Annotated in this window: 14 protein-coding genes; 1 reads left to right on the forward strand and 13 read right to left on the reverse strand. The window is 67.2% G+C overall.

The genetic code is table 11. The features are described 5' to 3' along the window. Nucleotides 1–21: 21 nt before the first annotated feature. A complete protein-coding gene (locus CSQ99_RS14550) occupies nucleotides 22–1,218 on the forward strand; it encodes an alpha/beta hydrolase family protein (RefSeq protein ID WP_099039751.1) in 1,197 nt (398 codons plus the stop codon). Here CSQ99_RS14550 and eccE read toward each other — a convergent pair. From eccE to CSQ99_RS14615, 13 genes are all read right to left on the reverse strand, one after another. Next, nucleotides 1,174–2,118, reverse strand: coding sequence for a type VII secretion protein EccE (gene eccE / locus CSQ99_RS14555; RefSeq protein ID WP_099039752.1), 945 nt, complete (start codon nucleotides 2,116–2,118; stop codon nucleotides 1,174–1,176). The two genes, CSQ99_RS14550 and eccE, sit on opposite strands and share 45 nt — an antisense overlap. Then, nucleotides 2,115–3,506: a type VII secretion-associated serine protease mycosin gene (gene mycP, locus CSQ99_RS14560; RefSeq protein WP_099039753.1), complete on the reverse strand. Its 1,392-nt coding sequence runs from the start codon at nucleotides 3,504–3,506 to the stop codon at nucleotides 2,115–2,117. The genes eccE and mycP overlap by 4 nt, the downstream gene beginning before the upstream one ends. 7 nt (nucleotides 3,507–3,513) lie before the next feature. Beyond that, the gene (gene eccD / locus CSQ99_RS14565; protein ID WP_099039754.1) at nucleotides 3,514–4,896 is read right to left on the reverse strand and encodes a type VII secretion integral membrane protein EccD; all 1,383 of its coding nucleotides are present in this window, start codon (nucleotides 4,894–4,896) and stop codon (nucleotides 3,514–3,516) included. Nucleotides 4,897–4,928: 32 nt separating this feature from the next. Then, the gene (locus CSQ99_RS14570; RefSeq protein WP_099039755.1) at nucleotides 4,929–5,807 is read right to left on the reverse strand and encodes an ESX secretion-associated protein EspG; all 879 of its coding nucleotides are present in this window, start codon (nucleotides 5,805–5,807) and stop codon (nucleotides 4,929–4,931) included. 6 nt (nucleotides 5,808–5,813) lie between these two features. Then, nucleotides 5,814–6,104 carry a WXG100 family type VII secretion target gene (locus CSQ99_RS14575; RefSeq protein WP_099039756.1) on the reverse strand — a complete coding sequence of 97 codons (291 nt, stop codon included), beginning with the start codon at nucleotides 6,102–6,104 and terminating at the stop codon, nucleotides 5,814–5,816. A gap of 36 nt (nucleotides 6,105–6,140) precedes the next feature. Then, complete coding sequence (gene esxG, locus CSQ99_RS14580) at nucleotides 6,141–6,434, reverse strand: type VII secretion system protein EsxG (RefSeq protein ID WP_099039757.1); 294 nt, start codon at nucleotides 6,432–6,434, stop codon at nucleotides 6,141–6,143. A gap of 55 nt (nucleotides 6,435–6,489) precedes the next feature. Further along, entirely contained in the window at nucleotides 6,490–8,037 is a 1,548-nt protein-coding gene (locus CSQ99_RS14585; protein ID WP_099039758.1) for a PPE family protein, read from the reverse strand. 2 nt (nucleotides 8,038–8,039) lie between these two features. After that, the gene (locus CSQ99_RS14590) at nucleotides 8,040–8,360 is read right to left on the reverse strand and encodes a PE family protein (RefSeq protein WP_099039759.1); all 321 of its coding nucleotides are present in this window, start codon (nucleotides 8,358–8,360) and stop codon (nucleotides 8,040–8,042) included. After that, nucleotides 8,360–12,349 carry a type VII secretion protein EccCa gene (eccCa, locus tag CSQ99_RS14595; RefSeq protein ID WP_099039760.1) on the reverse strand — a complete coding sequence of 1,330 codons (3,990 nt, stop codon included), beginning with the start codon at nucleotides 12,347–12,349 and terminating at the stop codon, nucleotides 8,360–8,362. Before eccCa ends, CSQ99_RS14590 begins: the two co-directional genes overlap by 1 nt. Further along, nucleotides 12,346–13,914, reverse strand: a complete 1,569-nt coding sequence (eccB, locus tag CSQ99_RS14600) for a type VII secretion protein EccB (protein WP_099039761.1) — start codon at nucleotides 13,912–13,914, stop codon at nucleotides 12,346–12,348. Before eccB ends, eccCa begins: the two co-directional genes overlap by 4 nt. Beyond that, nucleotides 13,911–15,752 carry a type VII secretion AAA-ATPase EccA gene (gene eccA, locus CSQ99_RS14605; RefSeq protein ID WP_099039762.1) on the reverse strand — a complete coding sequence of 614 codons (1,842 nt, stop codon included), beginning with the start codon at nucleotides 15,750–15,752 and terminating at the stop codon, nucleotides 13,911–13,913. Before eccA ends, eccB begins: the two co-directional genes overlap by 4 nt. Before the next feature lie 107 nt (nucleotides 15,753–15,859). Beyond that, nucleotides 15,860–16,756 carry a class I SAM-dependent methyltransferase gene (locus CSQ99_RS14610; RefSeq protein ID WP_099039763.1) on the reverse strand — a complete coding sequence of 299 codons (897 nt, stop codon included), beginning with the start codon at nucleotides 16,754–16,756 and terminating at the stop codon, nucleotides 15,860–15,862. A gap of 49 nt (nucleotides 16,757–16,805) precedes the next feature. Then, nucleotides 16,806–17,702 carry an oxygenase MpaB family protein gene (locus CSQ99_RS14615; RefSeq protein ID WP_099039764.1) on the reverse strand — a complete coding sequence of 299 codons (897 nt, stop codon included), beginning with the start codon at nucleotides 17,700–17,702 and terminating at the stop codon, nucleotides 16,806–16,808. Nucleotides 17,703–17,751 lie beyond the last annotated feature (49 nt).

Here is a 17,751-nt window from a genome sequence, read left to right on the forward strand (position 1 = left end):
ACCCGGGTTACGATCCGGAACGTGACCACTTCGGACACCACCCCGTTGGATCCGCCCCTTCCCGTTCCCGACGTACCCGGCGCCGACGCGTCGGTTCGAGGTCTGCCACGCCGCGCCGATCTCACACTGCGCCAGCGGCTCATCGTGGACTCGTCCGCCGTCGCCGATATCGCCCTGCGCACCGCAATCGCCTCGCTGCTTGCCACGACGATGCTTCCGACACTCGTTGGCGGCCTACGCGGCAGCCGAGCGCGCGCCGAACAAGATCAGCTGAGGTTCTACAGCGAGCTGGCCTCGGCGAAGGATCCCGCCTTGTCCTTTCCCACTCCGACGGCACCGCCGCGGGTCTCAACGCGACCGGCCGGCCCGGTCGCGCAATGGATCGCCAAGGGCAACGTGCACAACATCCGGTTCGACAGCGGCTTCGAGGCCGTCAACCCGGCGTTGCGCGATCAGTGCCGCGGCTTCGCACGCAACAACGTGGTGCACGCCCAGCACTGGCGCCATGACGACGGACCGCATCCGACCCTGTGTGTGATCCACGGTTTCATGGGCTCGCCGTATCTGTTCAACGGGTTGTTCTTCTCGCTGCCGTGGTTCTACCGGTCCGGCTACGACGTACTGCTGTATACCATGCCGTTCCACGGCAGCCGTGCCGAAAAGGGTTCGCCGTTCAGCGGATACGGATTCTTCGCCAACGGCTTCTCTGGTTTCGCCGAGGCTATGGCGCAGGCCGTGCACGATTTCCGCTCGATCATCGACTATCTGGAGTTCACCGGTGTCGACCGCATCGGGCTGACCGGAATGTCACTGGGCGGCTACACCTCGGCATTGATCGCCAGCGTCGACGACCGCATCCAGGCCGTCATTCCGAACGTTCCCGTCGTCGCACCCGACCAGACCGTCGACGAATGGTTTCCCGCCAACAAGGTGGTCCAGCTGCGGAGCTGGCTGTCTGACACCGGCTCCGAACTCACCACAGCCGCAACCCGGTACTCGTCGCCACTGAACTATCAGCCGTTGGTCCCCAAGGACCGTCGGTTGATCATCACTGGTCTCGGCGACCGGCTCGCCCCACCAGAGCAGGCCGAAATGCTCTGGGAGCACTGGGATCGCTGCGCATTCCACTGGTTCCCGGGAAACCACATCCTGCATGTCAGCCAGCCTGACTACCTACGCAGGATGACTCGCTTCATGCGTGACTTCATGTTCGACTGACCAGCGCCCACCTACCAGCCACCCAGCCGGCTCCAAGAGTCCAGGCGGCAGCGGCGCACTCGGGATGTCCAGGCGGTCCGGCGACGCCGGATCCAACGCCGTCAGCAACGGCCGCTGAATCCCGGGCGCAGGAGTCAGACCGGCGACGGGTGTGCCGCGCTCCGCCTCCGCTGTCCGGAATGCGCACAGGGCGGACACTGTGGGATGTGCTGAGGTACTGCCGAATTCGAGCGCCGTCCAGGTCTCGACCGACTGCGACCACACCTCGGCGAGCCGTTCGGCGAGGTTGGCGTCGACTGGGATTCCATAAGCCGACACGAATCCGTTGTCGTCGCTGACCCCGCGCCACTTCTCGCGGGGGCCGCGGGCAATCGGTGTCGGAGCGTCGTCGACGACAATGGCCAGCAGGCCCGTCTCACGAAGGTGATCGGCCAGCCGGCGACCGACGATCTCGGCCATATCGTGCAGCGGCAGCCGGGCGGAACGGGCCTTCAGTGCCGCCAGGTTGTCGGCCGCGCTCAGAGTCACGCTGATCCATGTTGTGCGAACGCCGCGTGCGTCGTGATTGGTCACCCGCACCTTTTGGCTGCGGACACCGAAGCGCTCGACGTAGCCGGCCACCAACGGCAGCGGCAGACCCACTCCCGCCGGGTCGTCCACGTGCACTACGAGAGTGACGTCGTGTGATGCCTGCGCCGTCGGCGTGGCATGGTTGCGGCGCCAGATCGCCCATCTCCTGCCAACCATGTTCGTTACGAAAAGGCCACGCCACCAAGCGAATATGATCAACGTGATGCCGATGGCGACACCGAATATCCACCAGTCGAGGTCGGAGTTCCACGGATACGCCAGCGCCGCGGGAACGATGAACAGCAGCGCGAGCGCGATTCGGATGGTCACTTTGTCTCCGTCTTTCGTCTACGCGTTGCGACTGCCGCCGTGATCGCCGCAATCAACGCCAGGACACCGGTGCCGACGAACGCGACTGTGCGCGGCGTCGAGTCTGGTGGCGCGGGCTGCGGCGGGGCCGCGACCGGCTGGGGTTGCGGCTCACGGGCGAGGTCGCTCGCCGGATTGATGTCCCATGTCAAGGACGCGACCGGATCGACAAGCCCCGCGCCCGTGAGGTTCGACGGCGCGCGGGCCGCTCCCTGCGCCCCCGCCGTCAGACGATCGATCACCTGCTCGGCCGTCAGCTCTGGAAATCGGCTACGCACCAACGCCGCAACGCCGGAGACATACGCCGCGGCGAAGCTGGCGCTGTTGAGTCCAAAGAGCTCCCCTTGATCGTTGGACAGCGCGTTCGCCAAGCCACCGCCGTCTGCATTGCCGACCGAGGTGATGTTCTCGCCGGGCGCCGCGATCCCCACCCAGGGTCCGGCGGCAGTGAACTCCGAAGGCGTGCCGGAGGAGTTGAGCGAGCCGACGGACAGCACGTACTGCTGCCACCAAGACGGAATCGAGATCTCCGTGACGCCTGCCCAGTTCCGCGGGTCCTCGGGACGGCCCGGATCCGACAGCGGATTCGACGGGCACGCGGAGCCAGGATTCAACCCGGCCTTGTTGTTCCCGGCGGCGGCGATGATCACCGCGTCCTTCTCCACGGCGGCATAGCGCAACGCCGCACCGAGTTCAGTCTGGTCGACAGTCTTGTTGGCAGGCAGACAGGTCACTGCGGAGATGTTGATGATGCGAGCGCCGAGATCGGCGGCGCGCACGATCGCCCTCGCGAGCGTGGCGATGTCGAGCACCGCCCGTGCGAGCGCCGGATCCTCACCGGACTCGCGCGGTGCATAGTGCGCCGATGTCGACCGGATCGACAGTATCCGCGCGCCTGGCGCGACTCCGGAAAAGCTGTCGGCGCCCGACTGCCCGGCGATCAGCCCCGCCACCAACGTTCCGTGTCCATCGCAGTCCGTCAGGCCGTCCGTCGATTCGACGAAGTCGCCGCCCGGGTCGACGTTCGGTAGGCGCGGGCCCGGCCGAACACCTGTGTCGAGTACGGCGACCAGTTGCCCGTCACCGCGGCTGTACTTCCACGCGCCGGAGAGGTTGAGCATCGACTGATTCGGGTTGACCGCACCGAGGTCGGTGCCGGGCAGCACGCCGGTCGCGACGCACGCGCTGCGCTGCGCCATCGGCTGTACGGGGCCGTCGGCTCCCGATGGCGGTACTGCTGAAGGGTCCAGCTCAGGCGGTGTGATCGCGCCCGCCGCAGGACAACTGACCGTCGCAACGGCCAGCGGCACCGCGACGGCCGCGATGAGCGTCCGCAGCTTCGAGTGCATCAAGGCCTCATCGATTCAATACCCAGGCGAACAGTCCGACGAGGTACGCGAGCACCGGAATCAAGGACGCGTCGACGCCGGAAGCCAGGAAGCCGACCAGTCGGCGCATCGGCAACGAGTAGGTGTCGGGCGACGCGACCCGCGGGACCAGCGCCGCGAACACGAACACCGCCGTCAGGCCTGCCAGCGCCGCCAGCGCCCACCAGGCCGCGGTGTAGCGGCCTTCGGTGGCGAACGCCGCGAGGAACAAGACACCCATCAGGAACGGCTGGGCGAGCAGCCACGCTTTGCACGGCGCGGAATCAAACACCCGCGCGCGCAACGCCGCCCCCAACGCCACCGCCGCCACGACGTACCACGCCCAGTACGAGACCCCAGGCGGCGCCGCGAGGAGCCATGCGCCCGTGGTTGCGAGCACCACACCGCCCGCGATGAAGCCGGTCTGGTGCGAATCGCCCACCCGTACCCGCCGCGGCAGGTCTTCGAGCACCTTGAGCGACGGCGGGGGCGGTGTCGGATCACCGGGCGCGGGAATCACCGGTGCCGGTAGGCGGGACCACATCGCGGACAGTTGCGCGGCCTGCGCGGTGACCAGGAGGGCCAGCACGATCAGCACCGAGGCGATGACGACGGTGTCCAACTCCCAGATCGCCGCGGCGCCCGCGGTGATGAGCGTGCCGACCCCGATGACGGTGACCGCTGTGAAGACCGCGATCGCACGCTCGGCGACGGTGATGCTCACGATCGACCAGGCGGTCACCCCGGCCGCGGCGAGCAAGATCGGGGAAGGCCCGAACTCACCGGGCACCGCTAGTCCGAGTGCCGCGGCGATCGGTATCAGCGCGGTGATGGACAGTGCCGTGGCCAGTTTGGCTGCATGCCCCCACGCCAGCATGGTTGCGAGCACGGCGAGCACCGCGATGCCACACGCCGCGATGAGCCCCGCGAGGCCGCCGGTGGTGACGCGGTGCGCGGTGGCGAACACCGTCGCGGCGAGGATGAGGCCGATGACGGCGACAGTCGCACCGCGCTGTATATGACCTGCGCTCCATGGCCTTTCCCGGGCGGCAGAGAAGATCACAGCCGCGTCCGCGATGTCCTCCACGATCCGGGGGGCAGGTGGTCCTGCCGGAACCGATTGCAGGGCCAGGAGATCGCCGTCGACGACGCCGACGGTATTCAGTGTGGCGTCCAGGCTGAACGGCGCACCGCCGATGGGTGCAAGCGATAGCGGCGCCGTGTCGGCGGTGTCATCACCATCGGCCGTCAACGCCATCCGTCGGACCGCAGGCAAGATCTCGCGCAGCGGAAGCTCGGTCGGCAGTGCCATATCGGTGATTCGCCCACCGCCCTCGCCCGAGGCGAGTACGGCGACGCGAACGATCGGCATGGACGGTGTTGGAGCCAAGGAAGTGGTGCCGTTCAAACTGTCTGACGCCATTGCTGGTGTTCCGTTCTCTGGTCCGAGTCGAAGTCTCGGGTCAACTGCTGGTGGGGGAACCACGGCCCGTCGGGCAGTGTGGAAGCGAGCCGCTCTATCGCGGTGGCAATCGCCAGTGGTGTGCCGGATGTGAAGGTGGACAACCATTCCCCGTCGAAGGCTTTCGACGGACTCACGAGGATGCGGCCTTCTCGAGTGTCCACGACACTGACCCCGACGTTCGTGCTGACGCGGTGCCCGTCGCGGTGATCACCGGCGACGATCTCCACATAGCTACGGTCGGTCGAGTACGCCGCCGCTACAACTGCGCGCGCTGCCTGCGGTATGCCGAGGAACTCCATGACATCGTCGAGCTCCGCGCCGTCGCGCAACTGCTCGTCGGCGCGTGCCCCGGTCCGCGCGGGAATGGTGAACTCCTCAAATGTCGCAGGCGGCCGTCCCGACAACCCCGCAGTCAGGACAGGCACCAATGTCTGCGGATGGTCGATATCCAGCGCCGTGAAAGTGATCAGGCCGCCGCTGCGCAGAGCGACGGTGTGTTCGTCAGTGCGCAGGTCGCGACGTGCGACATGCCCACGCAACATGTTTCCCGATCCACTGACGAATCTGAGCTCGAGCCAGCGCCGTGCCCAGCAGGTGGCCGTCACCCATTGGCGGACACCGGGATCGACGACCCCGTCCTCGGTCATCACCCCCATGTCCACCAGCTCAGCGGAGAGCCTGGCTGCGACCGCCGCGCGCTGCGCGTGATCGCTGTACGGCGGCGTGATGGCGAGCACCCAGGGAAAGCTCCCGGCGCTCAACGCATCGGCGACGAACCAGGCCTGCTCCGCGGTCAGCTCGACTGCGTTAGCGGTCACCGATCCTCAGCCACCCCACTTGGCGCCTTCGGCTGCATCCCGGGCGCTCATCGACATGGTGTTCGTCTCGTGGGTGGCGGCCATCGCGCGGTAGGCCCGCACCAGCTCCTCGAGCGCGGTGTTCCATTGCGCCTGCCACGCCTGGTAGCTCATGCCGGTGTCGCCCTGCCAGCCGCTCGCCAACGCCGCCTGCTCGCTGGCAATATCAGCGCCGACGCCGTGCATGGCACCCGCATAACCGGCCATCTCGCCGGCGTGCCCCAGCATTGCGGGGTAGTTGTACATGATCTGCGACATCAGATTCTCCTAATCGTCAGTTTGGGAAGTTCAATCTCAAATTCCGGTGTAGGTGCTTGCCGCAGCGGCGTCCTGGGCAACGTAGTTGCCTGCGGCGTCGCCGAGGTTGACCTGCGCGATGTCCAGCAGCGAATTGATCTTGGCTGAGACCTCGATGAAGCGGGCGTGCGCCGCCTGGAATGCGGCGGAGGACTCGCCCATGTGGAAGGCCTGCGACGACTGCGCCGCCTGCTCGGCCTGGGCCATGGTGCTGCGCATCAGCGCCGCCTTTGCGGAGAAGGCAGCCTCTGAGGCGACCAGTTGGGGGATGTGAGCGTCCAACATGCTCATGGCAGTTCCTTTCGATTCTTGTTCTGAAGTAGACGGTTTCGGTCAGGCGCTCTGCTCAGTCGCGTGCTCCCCCCTCTTGGTCCCAGTCGCGGGGCAACATGGGCTCTTTGGGTCCGCCGCCGAACGAATCGCCGGCAAGTTCGGTCAGGCCGGAGGCCTGCTCGGTCTCGGGCTTCGTCGCGGCGCCAGCGAAACCGACTGTCCCAGCGCCCCTTTCGGATGTACGCATGCGTGACCGCGGCTCGGCGGGCGGGGTGTCGTCAGGCTCGGGCTCGTAATCCATGTACGCATCGGCGTACTGGCGCTGGTGGATCGGTTGCCCACGCTTGCGGCGCGCCTTGCGTTTGGCCAGCGACGACGCCGCAGCCGCGGCCGCGGCGGTGGCCGCGATGTCGGACGCAGGCGCCTTGGCACTGATGCCATCCCGGAACGTCGGGGAGACGCCGCCGTCAGGGTCCGGGCCGCCGATCGCGTAGGGCACCGCGGCACCAACGGCCGGTGCGGGAGCGGAGCCTGCTGGAGCGGAGCCTGCGCCGACCGACGTTGTCGGCGCGGCGGTTCCGGTGGGCACGGTCGGCGCCACCGACGTCATCGGCGGCAGGCTCTCGGCGCGCGCCAACGGGGCAGGCCGGGCCGGGGCGGGCGCGGGAGCAGGGGCGGGCGCCGGCGCCGGCGCTTGTGGCGGGTTCAGATACTGGTAGATGCCGGCGATCATGAGCGGCAGGACTATCGGAGCAGCGAAGATCATCGACCACGTGGCCCAGCCGAGTGGCTGTGTGATCGCCTGGTAGGCGATGAAGAAGAGCAGCACTCCCGACGACGGGTTCAAGAACAACCCCAAGAAGTTGTTCAAGACGTTGTTGAGAAGGTCCAAGACGCCGGTGAAGAACTGCCGCGCGAAGTTCAGGATCGACTCGAAGAAATCCTCGAAGAACCGGACCAACTGTTGCAGGAAATCCGAGATGGAGTCGGCGAGATTCTGTGCGGCGCCGGCATCCGCGGCGGTCAACATGGCTGCCGACTGCTGCGCGTCAGCCGCCGCTGAACCCGCTTCTCCGACACCGGGAGTCAGCATGAACGGCGCGGGCGTGGTGGTGGGCGCGGCTGCCACCGCGGCACCTGATACCGCTTGATACACGCTCATCGTCGTCGCGGCCTGAATCCACATCCGCACGTAATCGGCCTCGTTCAACGCGATCGGGATCGTGTTGATACCCAGGAAGTTCGTGCCGACCAGCACGCCGTGCATCGCGTGGTTGAGCGCCAACTGCGGCAAGGTGGGCATCGCCGCCAGCGCCACGGTGTAGGCCGCCGCCGCGGCCTCGTGCTGTACGGCGGTCGCCGCACTGTTCGCACTCGCCTGCGCCAGCCACGCCAGGTACGGAGCATGCGCCGCGACGTACCGCTCAGCGCTCGGCCCCTCCCAGGCGCCGCCCTGCACTCCGCCCAGTATGCCGGTCAACTCCGCTGCGGCCGAGGAATATTCGGCGGCCAACGACTGCCACGCCCCTGCGGCTGCCAACAGCGAACCCGGCCCGGGACCACTGCTGAGCATCGCCGAATGCACCTCCGGGGGGAGGGCCATGAAGATTGGGGCAGTCACGATCAGCTACCGTGCGGCCCGTGGGCCGCCAAATAAGACACAGCGGCCATCGCGTCTCCGGTGGCATAGCTGATACCGGACTGGCCAACCCCGACACCGGAGCGTCCGAGTTCTTCGACGCCCAGCACGGCCATCGCGTTGTGTTGTGCGCCATGTGCGCTCATACCCGCAGCGGTCAGCAGCGACACCGCGTCGGCGGCGGGCGGCATGACAGCGGTGGTAAGGGGCGCGGCCGCGGCGTGTGCCGCGGCCAGTCGTGCGGTAAGCCCTTCGACGGCGGCGCTCGCCGCGGCGAGGCCCTCGGGAACTACGCGCAGAGTCATCAGTTGAACTCCCTTCCTCTATGTCCGGTGTTGCCTGTGCTGCCGTGCACTGCGTCGCCGAGCGGATTGACGAGTTGCAGGAACGTCGGGGCGTCGCCGTCGTCGAGCAACATGGCGCGACCTGCCGGCAGCCTGCGGAATCGGTGACCTCTGATCTTTCCGCTGTCCTGCGGGTTACCGGACAACATCACGATCGCGGCTTGCAGCTCGTTCAGGCGGCGCAGCAGAGGTGCGGTCATCAGGGCGTGCGCCGAACCGGTGGCTCGAGCAGTGACGATGACGCGCAGCCCGAGCTCGCTGGCCTGCGAGAGCAATCCGATGATCGGAGTCCACGGCCGCTGCCCGACGAACGGCCCACTCACAGCGGGAGCGTCCGGGATCTGGTCGACGTCGTCGATGATCAGATAGTGGGTATGGCCATCCGCACCGGACTGGTAGGTCCAGCCGCTCAACTGTTGCGGGGTCAGACCAGCAGGCGGCCGACGCTTCTCCAGCAGCGCCGACAACCCCAGCATCGCGGGCGTGATCCGATCGATGTTCGGGGTGTACTCGTTGTCGGGAAACAGCGGTTCGTCGACGAGATGCAACCGGCGGTCGATGACCGTGAACGCCACCCGATCCGGTGTCGAGTTCTCGCGGATGGTCCTGATCACATGACGCAGCAAGGTGGTCTTGCCCGACTTGGAGTCGCCGAACACCATCAGCAGCGGATTGTCGTTGAACGCCAACGACACCGCGGCCAGGTCCTCCTCGCGCTGGCCGACGACCACACGCTCCGGCGCGGGATACAACGGCGCCAACGCACTCGGGGCCAGGTCGCTCGGAAGCAGGCGGACCGGTGGGGCAGCGACGCCCGGGTGGCGTGCGTTGATCACCGCGATGTCGCGCAACGACGGCTCGGCGAACAGGAAGTGCTCGGCTGCCATCGTCAGGCCGCGTCCTGGCTGGACGGCGGGCACCGCCTCGGCTGGCCTGCGCAGTGCCCCCGTGATCCGCACATTGCTGTCCCTGGCATCCGCCAGCTTTAGTTCGAGCCGCAACCCGAGCCCGTCGCGCATCGCCAACGGGACCTCGAGCCAGTTCGGGGTGGTGATGATGACGTGAATGCCGTACGACATTCCGGTGTTGACAAGCTCGGTGACCTTGGCCAGCAATGGGTTTCGCGTGTTGAACGTATCGGTGTTGTCACGGCTGAACGCGTACAGGTTGTCGATGACCAGGAATACGTGGGGGTAGACCTCTCCGCTTTTCCGTTCGCCACCCCCATTGCTGGAGTGGCCACGAGCCAGCCGGCCTTCCAGCAGCTGTTCGATCTCGCCGAACGTGCGCCGAATGCGTTCCGGTTCGAGCGGAGAGGCGACGCTGCCGACGTGCGCGAGGTCTTCCAGCGCGCGCAGTTGACCGCCGCCGTAGTCCAGGCAGTAGAACGTCACGTCGCGGGGTGAGTGCAGTGCGGCGGCCGACAGCATGAAGGTCTGCAGCGCAGTCGTCTTACCCGATTTCGGTCCGCCGTGGATCAGCAGATTGGCCGCCGCGGAGGTCGCGTCGAAGACGAGCGGGTCACGTCGCATCGCGAAGGGGCGGTCGATCTCGCCGAGCGGCCAACGCCATTCGCGCTCGGACACATCGGCGCGAGCCAGCAGCTCGTCCAGCGGTACCGACTCGTCAAGCGGGGGCAGCCACAGACGCGGCGCCTTCGGCCCGTAGTGCGACAGCTGATCGCCGATCGTCGCGACGAGCTTGCGCGGCGCGCGATCCTCATGCGCCGCGGGTTCGACGACCTCCACCATGTCTGCAGGCGCCTCGACATGTCCCGCGGTGAACAGCTGTGGGACTGGAACCGATTGCACGACCACGGACTTCGCGACCCGCGGCGGGTCGTAGATTCCGTCGACATAGGTGCCGCGGAACTTGACCGGCATGGCGCCAGGAGTCGGCACCAGATAACCCTCGCCCTTGTGCTCCGGGCCCGCCTCGATGTGGAACGCGTCCTCGACGCCGATGATCTGGCGGCTGACGGCCGGGCTCGCCACCTTCAGGCCGATGCGGTAGGAGGTGTTCTTGTCGATGTCCTTGATGCGGCCGACGTCGAGGGTCTGCGACGCGAACAGGATGTGGATGCGGAACGAACGTCCCTTGCGCGCGACGTAATCGAAGAGGTCGGCGTACTCGGGATGGTCGGACAGCATCAGGGAGAACTCGTCGGCGACGACGAGCAGCGTCGGCAGCGGTGGCAGATCGTGGCCCGCCGCGATCGCGGCCTCGTATTCGAGTACCGAACTGAATGCGCTGCCCTGCACCCGGCGGCCCGCTTCCATCAACAGCTGTTCGCGGCGCGCCACTTCACCGCGCAACGTGTCAGCGAACCGGTCGGCGAGGGAACGCTTCTCGGCCATGTTGGAGATAACGGCGACGACCTGCGGGAAATCGCGGAAGATGTCGGCGCCGGCCTCACCCTTGAAGTCGGCGTAGATGACGATCAGCCGGTCGGCCGAGTGAGTCGTCAGCAGTGACAACAGGATCGACATCAGCGTCTGCGACTTACCCGAGCCAGTCATGCCGATCATCAGGCCGTGGGGGCCCATGCCGCCCTCCGCCTCGTCCTTGAGGTCGAAGTCCAGCGGGTCGCCGGAGGACGTCACACCGATGGGCACCCGAAGCTCGTCGGCACGCGCTCGCGGCGCCCACAGGCTTGCAACGTCCAGCGCCGCGGCGTCCGGAATGCCCAGCAGTGTCGAGAACGTAGCCACTCCGGCATTACTCGTACGCGCGTGGCTCGGGTTCGAGTCCCACCGCGACAGCCGTCGCGCGACGTGGCGCGCGACGGCGACGTCGAGGTGATCGACCGCATCGACATACGGTGCCCAGCCGCCGGTCTGCCAGCGCTCGAGCCTTCCGTCCACGACGCGAAGGATGGGTCGCTCCGGGTCGGCATACTGCTCGCGGTGCGGCGGCTCGGTGATGCGGTGCACAAGCGTCACCCCGGACAGCCCGCCCCGCGGGACGAGGACGTTGGGATCTGCATCGGGGTCGTCCACCACGATCAGCAGATGCTTGACACTGGGATCCGCGCCGGAGCCGAACAGACCGCGGTCGTCCAGCATTGGGTCCAGCAACAGCCGCAGCTGTGCAACGTCGCCGCTGAGATAGCGTGCCGGACCGGCGCCATCTGATGAGCCCGGTATGTCGCTGTGCGGCAACCACTTCAGCCACACCCAGTCGTCGCCTTCGAAGTCCGGTGACGCCAGCGCGACACCGAGGACGGCGGGGTCGTGCCAGGTTACCGCCTGGGTGATCCACGCGCGCAGTGCGCCGCGAACGTCGTCGGTATCACCGAGCACGGTGATCCGCGAGACCCTGGCCATGTCGATACCCGCGGGCACTGCGCGCACCGTGCGCTGAACGTCGAGCAATCCGCGCAGCGTGGTGTGCGATACCGGTTCGAGGTCAACCTCGTCGGCGCTGTCCTTGACCCGCAGTGCGGCATTGAGCGGTGCGTCGTGCAAACCCGTTCGCACCACCAGGAAGTCACTGTCGCCCGGATCGCGCTCCCACTGGCGGCGGGTGCCAGGCACATCGGCGAGCAGCGCGGGGTCGGGATGCGACCACTCCAGGGCCGCACGCTGTTCAACGGCATGGGCACGAACATTGTCCCGCACCACCGACAGATAGCGCAGATAGTCGGCACGTTCGGCGTCGACTTCCTCTGTGCGCATCTTGTTGTCCGTCCCGCGGTACAGCGCGGTCGCGGCCAGCAGCAGGACGAACGGGAAGAACAGTGTCGTCGGCGACATCAGCCGCATGCCCGTGGCGACCAGCGCGACGATCATGCCGACGATCAGGATGACGATCAGATAGGGCAGCACCCGTCGCAGCAATGACGGCGGCACCATCCGGGGCAGTTCCGGTGGTGGTTCGATCGTGATGGTGCCCTTGCGTGTGGTGGGCGGCGCAATCCGGCGGCGCGCTTGAAAGATGAGCCGGCTCACGATGGGGTCTCCCTAACAACTGCGGGGCGGGGGTCGGCTGCGAGCCCGTCGTGGGCCAGCAGGGCGTCGGACCGCGACAGCGTCGGCCCGTCCGCGAACTGGCTCAGCATCGACCACGGTATTGGCAGCGGCGGCGGGGTGAGTCCGAGCGCCGTGATCGTCTTCTCGTCACCATCGGTGTCCAGTCCGTAGCGGACGCCGGTGTCGCTGAGCCAGAAGTTGGCTCCGCCGACCGGCGGCATCGCCGATCCTCCGCCGTCCTGACCGACGGTCTGTACCAGGAAGCCGGAGCCCGGCGTCAGCACGACGCGGTCGGCCGTTGTGCCCGACCCCGCCCCGACCAGAGCCACCGCGCGAAGCTCATCGGACACCGGAAGTGTTACGCCGGTGCGCAATTGGAGGGTGGCTCCGGTCGCGTCTGCCGGTCGAGTCCACTGCGCGCACGTCAACGGCGCCTCGGCGGCATCGACGATGGTGACGGGCTCGCGCGGGTAGGCGCCATCGTCAATGGCGCTCGCCACCGGCAGCCGGGCGATGTCGTCGGCCCCAAGCCGCGGCGGCTGGTTCAGCCCATACGAATTCGTATTGCGCAGTATCGCGGCGACCACCGGTGAAATCGGTTGCAGCCCTTGACGAAGAACCGCGTAGTGCTGCAGCGAGTTGTCGGCGCCGAACGATGTCACGACCGCACCGACCGGTGCGGGTAGCGGCAGTGAGTAGCTCGTCGGTTCACCCGCGCCCGGCAGGATCGGGGCGCTCAGCGCGGGGGCCTCAGGTATCGCATTGAACAGTCCCGGCGCGATGGAACGGCCGGCGGGAGCCTCCGACCCGAGGCCGAGCGCGCCGGTGACCGCACGGTCGTCGAGATCGATGGTGCTGCGACGGCCGTCCCACAGCAGCCACGTGCCCGCGTTCGGCCCCGTCTCGTTGGCGACGAGGATGGCCTCGTTACTCGGAAGCGCCGCGGCGCGTTCGCCGCCGTCGGTGAGCGGGGCGGCAATCAACGTCACACCCGCCGCCGGCCCCGAGGTTCCGTCGCACACGGTCCAGTCCGCATCGCCGGTCGTGTTCTGCACCATACGTTCTGGCGCACCGGGGATACCGATCAGGTTGCCCCGCGCGAACTGGTCGATCTCGCTGGTCTTGACGGTGGTCGGGTTGTCGGGCCGACCGGCGATGAGGCGCGCCGACGTCAGGTTGAGCACCGGATGCAACTGGTCGCCGAGACGAACGTAGAGCGCCGACGTGGTGCGGTCGGCGAGAATCGCATCGTTACCCGCCACCCCGCCGGGCCTGATGAGCGAGAAGACGAAGCAACCGGCGAGCCCGGTGATGAGCACCAGCGCCCCGACGAGGACCGCACGTGACTGCGTCCGCAGCGGGTCGACGAGCATGCGGGTGTCGTGCAGGGCGACGCCGGATGCGATGCGCCGCATGATGAACCGCCAGCCCGACACCTGGTGGCGGGTGACGAACCCGCGCCGATAGACGACACGGTCGGGGTTCTCGTTGACCGGCGTTCGGGACGTGAACTCGCGGCGGTCACCCCCTTCGGTGCCGCTCATTCGGACACCGCCAGGCCGAGGCCGCGCAGCAACGGGATGGCGGATCTGGTGACGTCCTGGTCGGAGATCGTCATCAGCTCGTCATCGGTGAAAACGTGGGCTTCGGCGGTGGAACCGCCAGTCGGCGGGAGATGGTCCAGACGGAACTCGCGCTCCTCTTCGGAGCGCTCCACCAGGTTCCGGACGAACCGGCCGTTACCGGCGATGTCGAGGTTGCGCCTCTCCACCCCGTTGGCGTCGGGGGTGGAGGCGGAGGCCAGTTGGCCGAACAGCGACTCCATGTGCTCCAAGGCCGCCGGCTCGAAGACACTGTCGCGCTTCTCGGCCATGCGCATTGCGATCTCCACCAGTTCATGCGGCGAGTACGACGGGAAGTCGATGCTGCGCGTGAACCGCGAGCGCAGCCCCTCGTTGGTGTCGAGGAACGCGTCAAGGTCCTTGCGGTATCCAGCGACGATGACGACCAGCCGCTCGCGGTCGTTCTCCATGCGTGCCAGCAGTGTGTCGATAGCGACGAGGCCGAAGTCGTTCTTCGCACCGGTCGACACCAGCGCGTAGGCCTCGTCGAGGAACAGCACGCCGTCCAGCGCGCTGTCGATGATGCCGTTGGTCTTGGCCTCGGTCTCGCCGATGTGCTGGCCGATCAGGTCGGCGCGGTGCACCTCGCGCACCGTCTCCTTCTTGAGAATGCCCAGCCCGCAATAGATCTTGGCGACGACGCGCGCGATCGTCGTCTTACCGGTGCCGGGCGGGCCTGCGAACACGAGGTGGTTGGCGCGGTTGGCCACGGTCAGCCCGCGCTCCTGACGACGGATCGCCATGGCGACCGAACTCTTGAGCCGGGCCACCTGATACTTGACCTCTTCGAGGCCGATGAACTCGGCGAGTTCGGCCTCGGCCTCGATCAGCAGGTGGGCCTTGCGCTCCTTGGCACCGGGATCGACGAAATCGGTTTCGGTCGGCTCCGTGTCGGGATCCCACGGGTCCGAACGGGCTTCGATCCTGGCGGCAGTCGTCGGCACGATGCCGCACGACGTATCCGAGATCGCCGTCTCGACCTCGTCGTTCTCGGGGTTGGCGGCGTAGAGCTCGGCCAGCACATCGGCAGCGTCGAGGTCTTCACCCTGTGCGCGCAGTGACAGCGCCTTGGCCAGCGCGCCATCGACGGCGGCGACGTCCACGGGCCCGGCGGGGTCCTCCAGATACGACAGCGCCGGGGCGAACATGCCCAGCCTGGCCAGCGCGGTGCCAAGGGCGATGCGCACGGCATGGGCATACTTCTCGTCGAGCTTCGAATCGTTGACGATCGGGGTGAGCAGCCGCACCACGTCCGACCAGCGCTCGGTCCGGTAGTACATGGCCACCCGCACCCACCGCGCCTCCAGCCAGCTCGGACGGCGCTCGATGAGCGGACCGACCAGATTGTCGGCGGCCGCATACTCGCCGGAGTCGCAGAGGGTGACGGCGTAGGCCAACTGGAAGTCGTCAGGCGTCGACGCCGCGAACTGCAGATACAACCCGGTGTCGTAGTCGAACACCAGATCGCCGTCGGCGAGGTCAACCTCGCGCTGCAGCACACCCGCCGACGTGACCGTCTGCCACACAGCTTCGATCACCCGCGCGCTGGTATCGCCCGCGGCGGCCAGACCCGTCCACGCGTCGCACTGCTCACGGGCGATTCGGGTGAGCTCGGCAAATCCGGCCCGCGCTGCCGAGAGGTCCGGCGGGCGGCGCCGATCGTGCACCGATAAGCCCAGCGCGCGGCAGCAGGTCGCAAATCGACTGACGACGTCACTGTCGACGCGCGAAGTCGCAGCAAAGTCCGTTGGTAGAGGCACGCGCGGTTGTCTCCCCCGTAAATTATGGCAGGCTAACTTTCGCCAAAAGTTAGCATTGCATAACTTAACTGTCGAGACGCACGGTCCTGGCTAGGAGGTGACTCCCCTCACCCCTTGATCGCACCGACCAGGCTGATTGTGCTGGTCATGGTGCCCGCGTCGGATTTCGGCGACGGCACTGGTCTGCCGAGCGCCCGCAGATAGTCCGACAACGGCGTCACTTCCGATCGCCAGCCCCGCACACCGAACCACTGAGCGGCGGGTTCATCTTGCTCGTTGTACACAAGCTGGAAGAACGGGCCTCCGTGCGCCGAGCTATCGCCACGCTCTTCCTCTTGTTGTCTGGCGGTGAATTCCTCGGGGTCCATCGGCACGGATTCCTCGACCGCGACGTGGCTTCCCGACGCGGACAGCGCGTCGATGCCGGCGAACAACGCAACCTGCGCGGTCGCGGGCAGATAGATCAATAGGCCTTCGGCGATCCAGGCGGTCGGTGACGAGGGGTCGAAACCGTGCTCCAGCAGTGCCCGCGGCCAGTCGTCACGCAGGTCGACGGCGACCGCACGGCGCTCGGCGGTGGGCCGGACCCCGGCCAGGGCGGCTCGCTTGAAGTCCAGGACCTGCGGCTGATCGAGTTCGAACACGACGGTCTTGTCGGGCCAGTCCAGCCGGTAGGCACGCGAGTCCAGGCCGGCCGCCAGCAGGACGATCTGCCGGACCCCCGCTGTGGCGGCCCGGCTGAAGTAGGTGTCGAAGTATCGCGTGCGCACGCCCTGGAAGTTCACGAAGTCGGCGCCGAACTCGGACTTCAACGCGTGCTCGGGCGCCGCGCCGTCGAGCAGGTCGGCCCACTGGCCGCCCACTGCGCGACAGAAGATCTCCGCGAACGGATCGACGGCGACCGGGTCGGGCTTCTGCGCCTCCAGCGCCCGCGCCGCCGCGACGAACAAGGCCGTCGACCCGACGCTGGTCGTGATGTCCCAGGTGTCGTTATCGGTACGCATGTACCCGTTTCTACGCCGCCAATCTGACAACCTGCTGGGTGCGTGCCCGCTAGGTCAGCGGGCGCCCGGTGCGCATCCGCCAGTCGAGATCGCGCAGCATCCAGTTGAAGGGGAACCGCCGGACGAACCGGGGCATCACCATGTTGACGGCCCCGATCGCCGCCATCACCCGATTGAACCTGCGCTGCCTGACCGCATCCCAGGGCAGGCGCATCTCGTCGCGGAACCGTTGCGGCAGAAAGCCGGTCGTGAAGAACAAGTTGACGGCGTCCAACCGTGTCTGCAACGGACGCGGCAGAGTGGCATTGCCGACCCGGCCGGCCGCGATCGGCCACAGATACTCGTGGACGGCGTCATCGATGTTGATCTGGTCGAGTGAGGACCGCCAATACTCGTCGAACGCCTTGCGGTCGGCGGGCCACATCTCCGCGGGGACCTGCAACGTCGTACCGAGCGTCATGCCTTCCCGATAGTGGCGGTCCGCGGCCTCGTCGTCCATCTCGCCGACGAAGATGCGATGGACGTCGACAAATCCCTTGTAGAGGCATGCCGCCACCCACATCTGCAGGTCTTTGTCGAAGGCGTTGTACTGCACAGGGCTGTCGGGCTTCGAGTAGACCTCGGCGTGAGATCTGTTCACCGCGCGGCGGTACGCCTTTTTCTGGTCGTCGCTGCCCGAGAGTGCGACCGCGAGATAGGTGAAGGTGGTCCGCGCACGCTTGACGGGGTGCCGGTCCGCTCGACCGGTTTCAACCCGGCTGTCCTTGACGCCGTAGCCGACGCCTGGGCGAGCGAGCTCCATGATCACGTTGGCGCCGCCGGACAACAGCCCGATGAACGCGGCGTCATCGGATCTGTACATCCAGCGGGGCGGCCGCCTGCCGCCCGGAATCACCGGATCGTTCAGCGGACGCTCGACGTGGTCGATCGGCTCTCTGACCGTCATTGGTCGGCCCCTATCGGCGAATGTGAGAACGTGTGTTTCCTGATCTTGC

It is taken from the genome of Mycobacterium neglectum (assembly GCF_002591975.1).
GTDB classification, from domain to species: domain Bacteria; phylum Actinomycetota; class Actinomycetes; order Mycobacteriales; family Mycobacteriaceae; genus Mycobacterium; species Mycobacterium neglectum.